Source organism: Paenibacillus sp. FSL L8-0435 (genome assembly GCF_037965655.1).
GTDB lineage: Bacteria > Bacillota > Bacilli > Paenibacillales > Paenibacillaceae > Paenibacillus.
On sequence record NZ_CP150185.1, the window covers coordinates 5,908,134 to 5,923,607 of the forward strand.

Annotated in this window: 13 protein-coding genes; 3 read left to right on the forward strand and 10 right to left on the reverse strand. The window is 45.7% G+C overall.

Going from position 1 to position 15,474, the window contains the following annotated elements:
* Positions 1-62: 62 nt before the first annotated feature.
* The 5 genes from NST33_RS26430 to NST33_RS26450 form a co-directional block, all read right to left on the reverse strand.
* Entirely contained in the window at positions 63-3,788 is a 3,726-nt protein-coding gene (locus NST33_RS26430) for a response regulator (RefSeq protein WP_339305637.1), read from the reverse strand.
* Entirely contained in the window at positions 3,785-4,954 is a 1,170-nt protein-coding gene (locus NST33_RS26435) for a fused response regulator/phosphatase (protein WP_047841574.1), read from the reverse strand. Before NST33_RS26435 ends, NST33_RS26430 begins: the two co-directional genes overlap by 4 nt.
* 533 nt (positions 4,955-5,487) lie before the next feature.
* A complete protein-coding gene (locus NST33_RS26440) occupies positions 5,488-5,832 on the reverse strand; it encodes a general stress protein (RefSeq protein WP_017692267.1) in 345 nt (114 codons plus the stop codon).
* Between the two features lie 94 nt (positions 5,833-5,926).
* The gene (locus NST33_RS26445; protein WP_339305639.1) at positions 5,927-6,460 is read right to left on the reverse strand and encodes a hypothetical protein; all 534 of its coding nucleotides are present in this window, start codon (positions 6,458-6,460) and stop codon (positions 5,927-5,929) included.
* A gap of 68 nt (positions 6,461-6,528) precedes the next feature.
* The gene (locus tag NST33_RS26450; RefSeq protein WP_076212664.1) at positions 6,529-7,038 is read right to left on the reverse strand and encodes a DUF948 domain-containing protein; all 510 of its coding nucleotides are present in this window, start codon (positions 7,036-7,038) and stop codon (positions 6,529-6,531) included.
* A 219-nt stretch (positions 7,039-7,257) separates the two neighbouring features.
* Here NST33_RS26450 and NST33_RS26455 point away from each other — a divergent pair, with 219 nt between their 5' ends.
* Positions 7,258-7,422, forward strand: coding sequence for a DUF1328 domain-containing protein (locus tag NST33_RS26455; protein WP_017692264.1), 165 nt, complete (start codon positions 7,258-7,260; stop codon positions 7,420-7,422).
* A gap of 371 nt (positions 7,423-7,793) precedes the next feature.
* Positions 7,794-8,312, forward strand: a complete 519-nt coding sequence (locus tag NST33_RS26460; protein WP_339179422.1) for a hypothetical protein — start codon at positions 7,794-7,796, stop codon at positions 8,310-8,312.
* A 91-nt stretch (positions 8,313-8,403) separates the two neighbouring features.
* Here the strand turns inward: NST33_RS26460 and NST33_RS26465 are convergent, their stop codons facing one another.
* A complete protein-coding gene (locus NST33_RS26465; protein ID WP_237178240.1) occupies positions 8,404-9,291 on the reverse strand; it encodes a cation diffusion facilitator family transporter in 888 nt (295 codons plus the stop codon).
* A gap of 290 nt (positions 9,292-9,581) precedes the next feature.
* Here NST33_RS26465 and NST33_RS26470 point away from each other — a divergent pair, with 290 nt between their 5' ends.
* Positions 9,582-9,770, forward strand: coding sequence for a hypothetical protein (locus NST33_RS26470; protein ID WP_017692261.1), 189 nt, complete (start codon positions 9,582-9,584; stop codon positions 9,768-9,770).
* Positions 9,771-9,884: 114 nt separating this feature from the next.
* On the opposite strand, the gene NST33_RS26475 is transcribed toward NST33_RS26470, so the two are convergent.
* From NST33_RS26475 to NST33_RS26490, 4 genes are all read right to left on the reverse strand, one after another.
* Positions 9,885-11,510 (reverse strand): ATP-binding cassette domain-containing protein, encoded by a 1,626-nt coding sequence (locus NST33_RS26475; protein ID WP_062836460.1) that lies wholly within the window; start codon positions 11,508-11,510, stop codon positions 9,885-9,887.
* A gap of 215 nt (positions 11,511-11,725) precedes the next feature.
* On the reverse strand, positions 11,726-12,772 hold the full coding sequence (locus NST33_RS26480) for an MBL fold metallo-hydrolase (RefSeq protein ID WP_339305642.1): 1,047 nt from the start codon (positions 12,770-12,772) through the stop codon (positions 11,726-11,728).
* A gap of 273 nt (positions 12,773-13,045) precedes the next feature.
* Complete coding sequence (locus NST33_RS26485; RefSeq protein WP_076212671.1) at positions 13,046-14,080, reverse strand: cytochrome d ubiquinol oxidase subunit II; 1,035 nt, start codon at positions 14,078-14,080, stop codon at positions 13,046-13,048.
* The gene (locus NST33_RS26490) at positions 14,077-15,423 is read right to left on the reverse strand and encodes a cytochrome ubiquinol oxidase subunit I (RefSeq protein WP_339305644.1); all 1,347 of its coding nucleotides are present in this window, start codon (positions 15,421-15,423) and stop codon (positions 14,077-14,079) included. The genes NST33_RS26485 and NST33_RS26490 overlap by 4 nt, the downstream gene beginning before the upstream one ends.
* Between the last annotated feature and the right edge of the window lie 51 nt (positions 15,424-15,474).

Below are 15,474 nucleotides of genomic sequence, written 5' to 3' on the forward strand. Positions count from 1 at the left end.
TTACTTGCGTATTCGTTGTATTGTCTTTCATTACCCAAACAATGAACATACGAATAATGAACTTACGAATACAGCCAAACGCGCATTAAGGATAACAATTGATCTGTCTGGATCGGTTTTTTCACATAATCAGATGCTCCGGCCTCAATACATTTGCCGCGATCCTCTTTCATGGCTTTGGCCGTAAGCGCAATAATCGGCAACTTTTCAAACTGCGGGATCTGTCTGATTCGTGTCATCGCTTCATAACCGTCCATCTCTGGCATCATCATATCCATCAGTACCAGATCAAACTCCGGATTTTTGTCCAAAATCTCCAAAGCCTCTCGTCCGTTCTCAGCAAACGTCACATCCATCCGATAGCCTTCAAGAACACTTGAAAGGGCAAATACGTTACGAATATCGTCATCTACAAGCAATATTTTCTTGCCTTCAAACAACGTTTCCTTGTTGTGTAGTTTCTGCAAGATTCGACGCTTGTCTTCCGGCAAATTGGCTTCTACCCGATGCAGGAACAGTGTGGTTTCATCCAGCAAACGTTCCGGTGACTTCACATCTTTGATAATGATGGATTCCGCATATTTGCGCAGCTTCATTTCTTCCTTGGAATCCAGTTCTTTGCCTGTATAAATTATAATCGGCAGATCGTTCAGATATTCATCATCACGAATCTGGTCAAGCAACTCAAACCCGGTCATATCCGTTAACATCAGATCAAGTACCATACAGTCATAACGCTGGCTGTGTAATTCATTCAAAGCCTCACTACCTGTCGATACAGCGGTGATTGCAACATCATCATGACCAATCAATTCAATAATGGCTTTACGCTGAATTTCATCATCTTCGACGATCAACAGTCGTTTCAATTGATTCTCGGTATATGATTTGATATGCGAGAATGCTTTATCCAGTGAATCCTTGCTCGAAGGTTTTTTCAGATACGCAATGGCGCCCATCATCAGACCTTGCTTCATATCATCAATGACTGAAATCACATGAACCGGAATGTGGCGTGTTGCCGAACTGCTCTTCAGCTCGCCCAGAATGGTCCAACCATCCATCACCGGCAATTGAATATCCAGGATAATGGCATCCGGCAGATATTGACGTCCCATTTCAAGTCCTTTATCACCTTGAAGGGCAACAAGTGCTTTGAAGCCTCTTCCTCTCGCCATATCCATCAAAATATGTGCAAAGTTCACATCATCCTCAATGATGAGGAGGATTTTGTCACTTTCCATGATATTCTCCCGATCATCTTCGATCTGTGTGACATCTGGAGTATGGGTAGGAGACAGATCTGTACCCACGCTACGCTCCGGATCAGGAGAGAGAATGGACTGATGACTTGAAAACATGGTCCGTGCTTCGATGGACTGTTCATAAAGTTCCTCTGAGGAAACAGCCGCTTCTCTTGAAGCACCTTCCTCTGCCAAGGCTTCCTCCTCATGATTATCCGGCAGGTACAAGGTAAAGCAGCTACCTTCCCCTTCGGATGATTCCACCTGGATTGCGCCACCAAGCAAACGTGCCAGTTCCCTGCTAATGGACAATCCCAGGCCAGTTCCACCGTATTTCCGACTTGTGGTCCCGTCTACTTGCTGGAACGCTTCAAAGATCAGATCCGTCTTGTCCGATGGAATGCCAATGCCCGTATCTTTCACACTGAATCCGAGATATTCCTGATTGGTGTTCATATAACCCGGCAGTTCTTCCGGTTTCATCCGTCGTCCAATCAGACTAACCGAACCTCGATTGGTAAACTTAAATGCGTTCGACAACAAATTCCGTAAAATCTGTTTCACGCGATGACTGTCGGTGTACACCCATTCCGGTAGATCGCTGTCGAAATCGATATTCAAGTTCAGTTCCTTTTTATTCGCCATCGGTCCAAAGTTCTGCTGAACAAAGCTGGTCAGTTCTTCCATTCGAACTGTCTCATAATTGATATCCATCTTGCCTGCGTCCACCTTGGACAGATCCAGAATCTCATCAATCATCTTCAGCAGATCCGCGCCCGACATGTAGATGGTTTGCGCATATTCCTGCTGTTTGTCAGTCAGATTTCCACCCTTGTTCTCTGACAATAACTGGGACAAAATGAGCAGACTGTTCAATGGTGTACGGAGTTCATGTGACATATTCGCTAAAAATTCGGACTTGTACTTACTTGTCATCGACAGCTGTGTAGCTTGCTGTTCCAACTGTGTCTTCGTTTTCTCAATTTCGTCATTCTTCTCTTCAACTTCACGTACCTGTTCTTCAAGCGCCCGCGTCTTCGCGATGAGCTCCGTATTGAAATGCTCCAGTTCTTCCTGCTGACGCTGCAGCAATTCCTCGGAACGTTTAAGCGCCTCTGTCTGCTCCTCCAGATTCTCATTGGAACGACGAAGTTCTTCTTGCTGTGTCTGCAATTCTTCCGATTGAACCTGCAGTTCCTCAGTCAGTGCCTGGGATTCACGCAGCAGCTCCTCCACACGCAAACGACGTCGAACGTTGTTCAAAATTACGCCCAGGTTCATAATCAGTTGTGTGAACAACTGCTTGTGAAGTTCATTGAAACCTTCAAAGGAAGCCACTTCAACTACACCAATCAGTTCATCTTCAAACACGACAGGATAGATCATGATACCTGCAGCACGTGTTGAGCCTGAAGCTGAACCAATATGCACGTAATCTTCAGGCGTATTTTCCAGAATAATCGGTGTCATATCCAGCGCGGCTTGACCAATCAGGCCTTCACCGATGCGATACATTTCCTTACCAACATCTTCGTTCTCTTCAAAAGCGTATGCACCGTAGCGTCTCAGTTCGTCGGGATGTTTCTCCTCATCGATCAGATAGACGACACCCAACTGAGCGCCAAGCACAGGTGTGAACTCACTGATAAACATCTGTGAAATTTGGCGAATGGAGCCAATCCCCCGAAGCAGCTCCGGGACTCTTGCGATGTTTGAACTCATCCAGTTTTGATCCTGCTGAGCCTGTACATAAGCCCTCTCGATTTCCAGTTTTTCTTCCAGATCATTGGATACATCTTTGAACACACTGGCAATCTGACCAATCTCATCCTTGGATTTGACCTGAATGCGCCGAATGGTTCGGTAACGCCCTTTACCAAAGCTGGTAATCATCATAGATACAGTGTTCAGACCCCGTGTAATACTCGGCAGTACCCACATAATGATACCCAATGCAAGCAACAACCCTGCAATCATGATACTTATCGTGATCTGTACGGCTCTCGTATACGCTGCATTAGCGTTCTTGATCTCGGCATCAATCTCTTGGTCCTGATAACGGGACAGAGCATTCAAACTATCCACAGCTTCTTTTTGCACCGCAAGTCCTGTTGAATTGCGGTAGTTATTCGCATCTTCTACCCTGCTTTGGGACATCAGGCTAATCTGTCTCGTTGCATAGGAGGTATAAGCGGTCCACGCAGTATTGACACGATCTACCAGTTGATGTTCAGGTGCACTGTCTGCTCGGTCTCTTACTTCAACGAGGTTGCGATCGCCTCGATCCTTCATCTCCTTCAGGTCAGCGTCTGCTGCTGCAGTCGAGTTGTTTGGATTCAATAACAAGTTAGCCAGCACTTTAGCGATATCATTAACCTCTCCGCGTGCAGCAGAAGTGAATCTTACTTTGAGATAACGTTCCTGATACATTTGATCTATCTGTTTATTACTGCTGTTTAACCGTTCATAACTCACAAACGTGAGCACGATCAAAATAGCCATCAGAGCGGTAAAACCAATCAGCAGTTTATTCCTGATCTTCATTCATCCCCCGCCCCTTTATCCAAAGTAATCCAGACCAGACATTTATCATCATCCCGCTCCTGGGGAATTTCGTCATCAAAAAACATGGCCTGCATGGCAGCTTCATTCCACTGATGTGAGCCGGTCAGTTTTTCGATCAGGAATTCATGTTGTTCCTCCTGCCCGCCCTGAACAGCTTCCAATAATCCATCCGTATAGAGTGCAATATGCCCGTCACCCTCGTAATGGATCGTTTGTGGTTCAATATCCATCTTGTCAAATAAACCAACAGGACAGCAGACGCTGTCAAATGTGGTGACACTGCCGTCGTTTCGGAAAAATAAAGCAGGTGGATGCCCTGCATTAACATAATCAATGCGCTTCATCCGTGTATCAACGACCAGATAAATTGCCGTGAAATAATACTGCACCAATTGTTTTTCCAGATGGAGCTGGTTAAAACGACGGTTCAACTCCTGAATGACCTTCTCTGGATCCACATAAGTGGTAACCGTATCTTTCAACACAGAAGCGATAAACATGGTAAACAGGGATGAAGATATCCCGTGTCCCATCATGTCGAGCAGCAGTACTCCGTAGCGACCTTCCCCAAGGGGGTACCAAGAATACAGATCACCCGCAAGCTCAAAGGATGGTTTATAGATGGCATGCACTTGGAACAGCGGGTCCCTAATTGCCGGACTTAAAACAGCATTTTGGACCATCGCTGCCAACTTGAGCTCATCCTGAATACGTTGATCACGCTCTTTATGCCAATCCTTCTCCTGTTTCAGACGAAGTGCGAGTCGAATTCTGGCCATCAGTTCGACTTTATTAATCGGTTTGGTCACATAGTCAGATGCACCTGCATCCAATGCTTCGGCAAGTTTCTTGGAGTCTCCGATGGCAGTCACCATAATAATCGGTATATCCTTCAGATTCTCAAATTTCTGCACAATACTGCAGGCTTCGATGCCGTCCATCTCGGGCATCATCATATCTAGCAAAATCAGGTCAATATCCGACGGTCTTGGACGAAGTTCGTTGCTTTCCTCCCCAATTCCCAACACTTCAAACATTTCCATGGCGGAACTCGCCGTTACAATGTCACGATAGTTTTCTTTTTTCAGAATTTCTCGAATGATAATGACATTCGTCGGATTGTCGTCAACAATAAGTATTCTCATTGATATCTCCTTATCTGTGGCGTCCGGGTTTGTCGATTCTTATTAGTTTAAAACGAACGTTGATTATACAAATTTTGCATACAAAACGGCAGTAGACATAATAATTCCTAGTATAACTATAATCGTAAAAACAAAAAAACTCTATTAATACGTGTTCAAAAAGACCGGTTTTCAGCACCGAGAAGATGGGATAAAGCTAGAAATGGAGTAGCGGAGCGTAGGGAAAACTACGTGAGCAACGGACATTTCGGCTGAATTCCATATTCGATGCTGATGATGCCGATAGGCATCCTTCGTAATCAAAAGCGGACTTTATGAACATCCTTTATCAGTAAATGGCACCATCGCAGGGGAAATCCCCCGCTCGTTACCCTGTTTTTGCAGCGTCCTGATCCCGCTTCCAAACTTGCAAAAACATAGATAAGGAATGGGGAAAGCCCCATTCCTTATCTATGTTTTTGATTAAGCATTTTACATAAATGATTCAGAAGCTTGTCCATGTTCAGCAAACTTCAACTTGCAAGTATATCGGATTAATCTTTCTTTTTAGCAATAACGAGTACTTTACCTTTGTCGAGTTCACTCTCGTAGAAGTCCGCTTCGGCTTCGGTAAAGCCCATCGAAACAATTTTGGCCCGGAGTTCGTCACCACGTGAGCGGAACAGATTCGCCAAGGAATCAAATACGCCTTCTTCCTTTATGCCAATTTCTTTGGCATCTGCTGTATCGGCAATTCGATCTGTACGATCCTTCTCATGGGCGAGAACAAAGATTTGATCAGCAAGGTATCCGGTAATCTGCAATTCTTTCACCGCTTCTACCGCCTGGACTCCGTTTTCTACCACTTTTGCATAAGCTTGCTCATTGGTTGAATTCATCGTTTCCACTCTCCTCTGATTTAATCTTCTGTATCGAGCTACTTAGTATATAACCATACTATATGGGGTTGAAACGACTTAGTAATAACCAATCCTAGGAAACTGTATCATCAAAAAGATCAATGCCTTCAATCTGCTGAGAGCCTGACTGCATATATACTTTCAGAGCCTGGTCTCCACGGAGAAACACTTCTCCGTCCTCTGCCACATAATAAGGTTTCCCGAGAGCATGATGGATCGCTTCAATATTCATCTCAATTCTCTTTCCGTTTAACATGATGTGATTCTCAGATGCATCGATATGCACATATTGAATGACATCCGTATCTTCACACAAGCCAACCTTCACATCATGAAATTGATATTCAGGACACCCCAGATAAGGATCTTCCTGCTTATGCCCCGGCTGGCCCTTCTTGGCCAACAAATCATCCATGGTGTCATCCAGAGAAATGCCATTCAGAGTCCGAAAATGCTGGAAAGTCTCGGATCGATCAACAGCCAGAGTTACCTCCGGCGCCTTCTCTTCCATTGCCGTCCATTGCATATCGTAAGCAGCGGGTACCGCTGCCGGTTGAACGGAAAAGGGAGAAATTACGCTAAACATCACAAGCAGTAGTTTCATCATGATTCTCACCCTTTCATCAGGTTCATCACCGCTCTGAAGGCTTCTTCATGGGTTACAAAGCGGTCATGTTACTTGCGCATCCGTTGCCATACATTCGCTGCAAGATCAATATACTTCATCCAGTTTTTCCCGCCCTTAGCTTCACCATTATATGTAGCTTCATAGGATTGCAGGGTACGATCCGTTGATGTAGCAGGCGGTGCAGTTACATGAACCGATTCAGCATGCTTGGTCTGTTCAGCGTTGTTACGTTTTGTTTGAAATTTCGCCATCAGCGTTGTGGAGACTTGTTTGGCTGCTGCCGTCACTTCATTCAACACTTCACCCAGATTCTCAACAGATTCCATAACAGGATCAATTTTTTTCATTTTGTGCTGTACATCCACCGTAATATCATTGGCATGTCTTACCGTCTGCTTCACTTCATAACTAAGTTCATCAATGGTTTTCTGTACCTCCTGCAATGTCTGTGAGACATTGTCCAAAGAACCCTGAGCGGATTTCAAGGTACGAATTAAAAAGAATACCAGTACTGCAAATGCCACTGCAATTAGGGCCACGCTAATTTGATAGATCATAGAAGAACCTCTCTTTCCATATGTGCATCAGTTTGTTATTGCTATAGTTACCCGGCGATTTCCCGGACGAAACAATATTATATATCCCTTCATATATGCCGTCGCTTGGAAAAAAAACCAATGTTTCAAGCGGTTAGCACTCGGTTAAAGTTAGACTACACAAGGCGGTGAGGTGAACACAACTCACTGCACAATCAAGTAACGAAAGGATGAATACTTATGTTGAAATGGTCTGTATTATTTCTAATTATTGCACTGGTAGCAGGTATTTTTGGATTCTTCGGTATTGTTGAAGCAGCTGCTTCAATCGCGAAAGTACTCTTCTTCATCTTTGTTGTACTGTTCGTAATCTCCCTGATTACGGGACGCAGCCGAATGCGATAACCTCAGGCTCTGATATGACTGAGTGTTACTAAACGAATACATACAAAAGCCGATCGTGCTACCAAGCCGATTGGCTTTTGTGCGTTCAGGCATAGTTTAACTTTTCTATACTATGTATTGCACTCCCTTCTGCTTTATTCCAATCCGCTCTCGTATGAATCCCAAAAAATCAGGACCTTTTTGAGATAGCCAACCCGGTTTTATCCCACCGAAGTATGATATTTACAGGCTTGCTATATACCCACATATAAGCCACTTGACACTGGAGAATGTAAGAAAATATTGTTATAATTTGTGATTCATAAGGGTGCTTGCTTGGTTACTTGTAATCAGGACAACATTTTACATACCTACCGAGGAGGAAAAACAAAATGAAAAAAATCGTAAGTTTTGCCGCTGCTTTAACGTTGATGGGTTCGATGGCTGCTGCTGCGGGTGCTGAGGAAGCGGTTACTGGAACGGTGAATCCGGAAAAAGGAACAGAAGCTACAACAACGACAACGACCACAACAACTCCAGCTGTTGAAGTGAACAAACCTGCTGTAGAAACAGTAGAAGGTACTGCTGAGACTGTAACAGGCACAACAACAGACACTACAGGTGCAGAAGGTACTTCAACTACAACTGAAACGCCAGCTACAACTACAGATGACAAAATGTTTGAAGAGCCACTCGTAAAACCAGGCGATGAAGTACTGGCACCAACGATGTTGCTGAACCTTCTGGAGCGCACTTGGTTCTATGATGCACCTAACGGTAAACCAATCGGTGCATTAGGCTCCCAAGTCATCGATACAACAGGTGAAGTTGTTGATGGATTCGATGGCGGCGAGTGGGTACAAGTATACACGTGGAAAGGCAAAGCGTGGATCCACGTTGCCATTCAATAACATCGTATAATCGTTCTAATGATAAGTAAAGAGGACAGCACGCACAATCGCGGCTGTCCTCTTTTGATTTTCCAAGATGTTCACTCCCTGTTCATGAGTTCCTTGTGACTTCTTCCGTCTTTGGTTCCACATGAACATGTACATGCATGATGTTATGCGATCGCTTCAACCGCTCTTCAACACGGTCACAGATCTGATGGCCTTCAATCAAGCTTAGGCCTCCGTCCACTTCAATGACTACATCCACAAGTACATGACTGCCATGCACACGTGCCTTCACATCCTTGATCATCTCAACACCGGGAACGCGTGCTACGGAGGATCTGAGATCCGTCAGTTCCTTCTGGTCAAATCCATCCGTAAGACGATGTGTAGAATCCCGGAAAATCTCCCAAGCTGTCTTGCAGATCAACAGACCTACAGCAATGGCAGCTACTTTATCCAGCCATGGAAGTCCGAACTGCGCACCTATAATTCCAATTGCAGCGCCTATGCTGACCCAAGCATCCGAACGATTATCTTTCGCCGCAGCCATCAGAGCCTGACTATTAATTTGTTTAGCCAGACGGTGATTGTAACGATATACACCTAACATCACAACGGCACAGACTACAGCCACCGCTGCCGCCCACAGATTTGGAGCAACAAAGGCTCCTTCATACCAGGAGCGAACGGCTTCAACCAATACTTGCAGCCCAACCATAGCCATAATAAACGAAGCCACCAAGGCAGCAACCGTCTCCGCTCTAAAATGACCATAGGCATGATCCGAATCAGGTGGTTTCTGGGAGATCCGAAGCCCGATCAATACAGCAACGGATGCCACAATATCCGTAAGGTTATTAAAACCATCGGCCAGCAAGGCGCTGGAAGCAAATAAATATCCACAGATCAGCTTAAAAGCGGACAAGACGAGATAGGCTGCAATACTAACCCAAGCCCCTCGCTCCCCTTTTCGAATTTCTTCATAAGCGTTCAAACCGGGCGACACCCCTTTAACGTTTCGTATTACGGTTTTTCCATGTTAACAAATGTGGAGCGTGTGGGTCTACAGAAACAGTGTTGCCAAGCTGCATTGCTGTAGGCAAGCCGAAAAAAAGTTGCCAGACGGCAGGGCTGTAGTTAATGAGAAAAAATGTTGGCCCGGGTAAAACCAAAGGTTTTGAGCATTTTATCAGGTTGCCCTTGTAGGGCTTTTGTAAAACGTATAAAATAGGTACATCCCGTCCAATCTGGACGGCTCACTGTAAGACCGGGAGGGAAATAACGATGAGCGAAAATAACGAACCGAAAAAGGTCAGTTTGCAGGATGCTATACGCCAAAAGCTGGCGCAAAAGAAAGAACAAGCAAATTCCGGTAACCAATCCAGCGCCTACTTTGAAGGCGGACCTAAAGCGATGAAGAGTCAAAACAACAAGAAGCCTAACAACCAACGTCGCCGTACTGGTGGATCTTAGGTCTTAAAGCCGAACAGAAACCCATTGAATTACAAAAAGAACCGCAAGCCTTCTTCACAGAGGCTTGCGGTTCTTTGGTGTTCCTATAATAATGTGCCGTAGATGATGCTTGGTTTAAGCTTCTACCGGATACATTTTATTGCGCAGTTCTTTGATTTCATCACTTTCCAGATATTCGTCATAGCTCATTTGGCGATCAATGATGCCATTCGGCGTAATTTCGATAATCCGGTTAGCAATGGTTTGAATGAACTGATGGTCATGGGATGTGAACAGCATGGTGCCGTCAAAATCAATCATACCATTGTTCAGCGCTGTAATGGATTCGAGATCCAAGTGGTTCGTAGGCTCATCCAGAATCAATGCGTTAGCACCAGTCTGCATCATTTTCGCCAACATACAGCGAACTTTCTCGCCCCCGGAGAGTACACTTGCCTTTTTCAAGGATTCCTCACCTGAGAACAACATACGTCCCAAGAATCCACGCAGATACGTTTCATCCTGATCTTTGGAATATTGACGGAGCCAATCCACAAGAGTCATGTCTACACCGTCAAAATATTTGGAGTTGTCTTTTGGGAAATAAGCTTGAGTTGTAGTTACACCCCAAGTGTATTCGCCGCTATCCAATTCCGTTTCACCCATAAGAATATCAAACAGGAGTGACTTGGCATTCCCGTTCGGGCCAACAAATGCAATTTTATCCCCTTTGTTCACGACAAAGCTGATATCATTCAGCATGTTTACACCATCAATGGATTTGCTGATACGATCTACGGTCAACAATTGTTTACCAGCTTCACGCTCAGGTTTGAAGTTGATAAACGGGTATTTACGGTTCGATGGACGAAGGTCATCCAGCGTGATTTTGTCGAGTTGTTTCTTCCGAGAAGTTGCCTGTTTCGATTTCGAGGCGTTCGCAGAGAAACGTTGAATAAAGGCTTGGAGCTCTTTAATCTTCTCTTCTTTTTTCTTGTTGGCATCACGTTGCAACGCAAGTGCCAATTGGCTGGATTCGTACCAGAAGTCATAGTTACCTACGTACAACTGGATTTTACCAAAGTCGATATCCGCAATGTGTGTACATACTTTGTTCAGGAAGTGACGGTCATGGGATACCACAATAACAGTACCTTCATAGTCCATCAGGAAGTTCTCAAGCCATTGAATGGATTCGAGATCCAAGTGGTTGGTAGGCTCATCGAGCAACAGGTTGTTTGGACGACCAAACAATGCTTGTGCAAGCAGGACACGAACTTTTTCGTTACCACTTAGTTCATTCATTTTCTTATCGTGCATGTCACGGTCGATACCCAGACCGATCAGGAGTGCCGCTGCATCCGGCTCAGCATCCCAGCCATTCAACTCGGCAAATTCACCTTCAAGTTCACCTGCACGCAGGCCATCTTCTTCCGTGAAGTCCGCTTTGGCATACAGCGTATCTTTTTCTTTCATAATGGCATAGAGACGACTATGACCCATAATTACCGTTTCGAGAACCGGATACTCATCATATTCAAAGTGGTTTTGCTTCAAAACGGCCATACGTTCGCCCGGGGTGATGTGCACCTCTCCCGAGTTTGATTCAATTTCACCGGACAAAATTTTCAAGAATGTTGATTTACCGGCTCCATTGGCGCCGATGAGGCCGTAACAGTTTCCTGGTGTGAATTTGATATTTACATCTTCAAAAAGTGCACGTTTTCCGTAGCGGAGCGTGATGCCGCTTGTACTGATCATTAAGCATACCATCCTTTATTGGTTAATCTGCATACTGCATGAATAGCAAGTTGCGTAAATCATGGATTCAATATCCCGATGCCTATTCTGGCACCATATTATAACACAAAAAAGCGGCAAATTCGAAAATTGGCCGCTTTTTACTTATTAAAGATTTGGTAAATGTACTGTTCATGCAGGCATACCCCTACATTAACATATTTGGCTCACTTTTGTTAGCCCCGTTTACCTTCCTCGTGGTGAATGCGGAGTGTCTCGCCATGACCAAGCACCCGAATCCGCTCTTTACCAATGCCTAAACGTTCACGTTCGACTTCCAGTCGATCCAGCGCTTCCTTGGGTGTATCATCCGCCAGCTTGAATGTGCCGTAATGCATGGGCACCATGAGCTGTGAACCGGATTCAACGAACCCCTGCAGTGCTTCTTCGGGTGTCACATGCTGAGAAGTCATGAACCACTCCGGATCGTAGGCACCGATGGGCATCAGGGTAACCCCAATGTCAAAGCGTTCTCCAATCGTTTTGAAACCCTGGAAGTAACCCGTGTCACCCACAAAATACAACACAGGCGGACCGCCGGATGTTTTGGATGTTTCGTTCTTCCCTGATTCCGTGGATAATTCATCCTGATTGCTCATTGTTGCAGCACTTTCCGCTGCTGAAGTCGTTGCCGGATGGTTCGATTCCAATACATAACCGCCCCAATGGGACGTATTGGTATCAAACAACGTTCGGCGCGTCCAGTGCTGTGCAGGGACAAAGGTTATTTTGACTCCGCCAAGAGTCATATGATCCCACCATTTCATCTCCTGGCATCGATGGAATCCTTTGCGAATCATCTTGCGCTTCAGACCATCGGGTACGATGAGCAACGTCTTGGCTGTAATCAGCTTACGCAAGGAAGCCAGATGCAGATGATCATAGTGGGAATGGGATATCAGTATGACATCCAACGGTGGAATATCCTGAATCGGAATGCCGGGGGCACCGAGCCTTCGTTGAAATCCCATTTTTTCGGCCCACACCGGGTCAGTCACGATGTTCAATCCATAATATTGAATGAAAAATGTGGAGTGACCAATCCAGGTAATACTTGTGTCATCCCGGTTGGCATGCAGATAATCCAGTTCAGGCGGGTGTTTGGGCACGGTGTAGGAGTAGTCCTTCACTTTGCTCCGCCGCTGCTCCCTCCATTGTTTGAATTCCTTCAGCGTTTTGTCCGTACTTACATTATCGATATTGTTATAACGGATTTTCGGCATGAAAGGGCCCTCCTCCCTTCCTCATTTCTTAACAAGAGATTACCCCAAACGGGAATGGACGTACCAATCAATCCTTTGGGTTCTTATATACGGCCAGATATACAAACAGAAAGACAATAGCAGCCGCTATGATCAGTGGAGGGGCGTACATAATAGTGAATGTCTCAAAAAAGCTCAATCCGGTTATACCGGGTATCCCCGTGACTCCATCAGTAGATAGTGGATCCAGCAAGGGAGTCATGAGTAAGAACATGTTTGGGTGCATAGACAGACTCATCCTTTCTTTTTACCAGAATTACCGCGCACATAATTGGCATCAAACAGGAACAGCTTCATAATCAGCACAAGCGAAGGTATGAGCACGAGTAGCCCCAGACTAAACGCTGTAATGAGTGCAATCCCCATCGTCCGATTCGTAAAGCTGTCGTAAATATTGATGTAAGGATACAGAATGTACGGAAGGTGGGATCGCCCGTAACCATACCAGGCAAAGGCAAACTGAAGCATGACAGCGACAAAACACCAACCCAGATATTTACTTTTCCACACCAGCGACACGGCAATGACAAAACAAATAAACGAAGCGATAAACATCCACGAAATATTCACCATCTGCTCAAAGTGTGCGGGATTCTGTTTGTTAATCTGCAGAAAAGCCAGAAAACTTGCAAAAATGGTAGGCAAACTCCAGAGCAGCGCGTACTCTCGAAGCACCTCATATGCCGGCTCATCCCCTGCCCGCTTCGCATAATAAGATAGAAACATCGCCGAGATGTACAGCACACTGACCAGTGCAAGCAAAACAACCGACCAGGTATAGGGATTCGTCAAAAATTCACGCCAGCGAAAAAACACCTGATCGCCCACCTGCTCAATGATCCCGCCTTCGGATATCGCCAAAATGGTGGAAAATACCGCCGGAATCAGCAATCCCGTCGCCCCGTACAATGCCATGTAGATCCGGCTGTTCTGCCCATGGTTACCATAGGTATTGTAGGCGTAATATACACCCCGGATTGCAAGTAGTACAATGGCCAAGGAACCCGGCACCAGCAGAGCTGTCCCGTAATAAAAGGCGCTATCCGGATAAAATCCGACCAGTCCAACCACAAAAAAGATCAAAAACACATTCGTCACTTCCCACACGGGAGACAGATAGCGCTGAATGATGTTATGAATTTTGTTCTCGTGTCCGGTCAATATGCTGTAAAAGCTGAAAAACCCGGCGCCAAAATCAATTGAAGCAACGATCAGGTAACCGAACAAAAACGTCCACAATATTGCGATGCCTGCAATTTCGAAACTCAATGCACGATCCCTCCTTCAAGCCCCAGAGACTCCAGTTCCTTCTCTGCTTCCTTGTTGCGGAACAGCTTGCTGAGTACCCGAATGCACGAGAAACACAGGATCAGATACAGCAAGATGAACATCACTAACATCCATCCAACCGAAGTTGACGTCGTGGCTGCTTCCGCCACCTTCATATACCCGCGTAAGATCCAAGGCTGCCTGCCAACTTCGGCGAACATCCACCCCAGCTCGATGGCAATCATGGCCAGAGGCCCCAGCAAGACAATGCCGAGCAGCAGCCATTTGGGATATGGCTTGCGCCCTGGTAACCACCGACGCAGTACATATAACACAGGAATCATCAGGATGATCACTCCGGTTGTGACCTTCAGGTCGAACATATAGTGAATAGACAATGGTGGCCTCAGATCCGCAGGATACTCTTCGAGACCTTTCACTTCCGTATCGGGACGATTACCTGCCAAAATGCTAAGCGCATAGGGAATCTCAATCGCGTATTTCACCTCATTGTTCTCATCCAAAATCCCCCCATAGACGAGCGGTGCCTCTTTCATCGTCTTGAAATGCCATTCTGCGGCAGCCAGCTTCTCCGGCTGATATTTCGCCAGAAATTTACCGGAGGAATCGCCAATCATGACGGTACTGATGGCAAATACAAGCGCAGATACCGTCGTGAGTTTCAGTGCTTTTTTGTAATACACATGATCCCGTCCCCGAAGCAAACTGAAGGCGGCTATCCCCGCCAGGATACCTGCACTCAAGGTGTAGGATGAGGCGAGTACATGGGACACTTTGGTTGGCGTTGCCGGATTCAACATGGCAGCAATCGGATGAATGTCCTTCATGATGCCATTAATCAGGGTGAATCCCTGAGGCTGGTTCATGAAGGAGTTCACCGTTGTAATGAAGATCGCAGATGCAGATGAGCCGAGAGCTACCGGAATCAACAGCAGCATATGCGTATATTTCTTTTTGAAACGATCCCACGTATAGAGGTAAATTCCAAGAAAGATCGCCTCTATAAAAAAGGCAAACGTCTCCATGAACAGCGGCAGGGCGATTGCCTGACCCGCTACCCGCATAAACATCGGCCACAGCAGACTGAGCTGTAATCCGATTGAGGTGCCTGTAACGACGCCCACGGCAACGGTGATGACAAAACCTCGCGCCCACCGGCGTGCCAGCAAGGTGTAATGCATATCATTGGTTCGGAGTCCTCGCCACTCGGCCAAGGCAATCATAAGTGGAACACCTACACCAATAGAGGCAAAAATTATGTGTACAAACAGGGTAAGGCCGGTTAGTATCCGGCTGAGCAAAACAGGATCCAGGGATGACATGGTTACACTCCTCTTTCACATAATCGTTATGTACGACAGCAGTTACTCTGC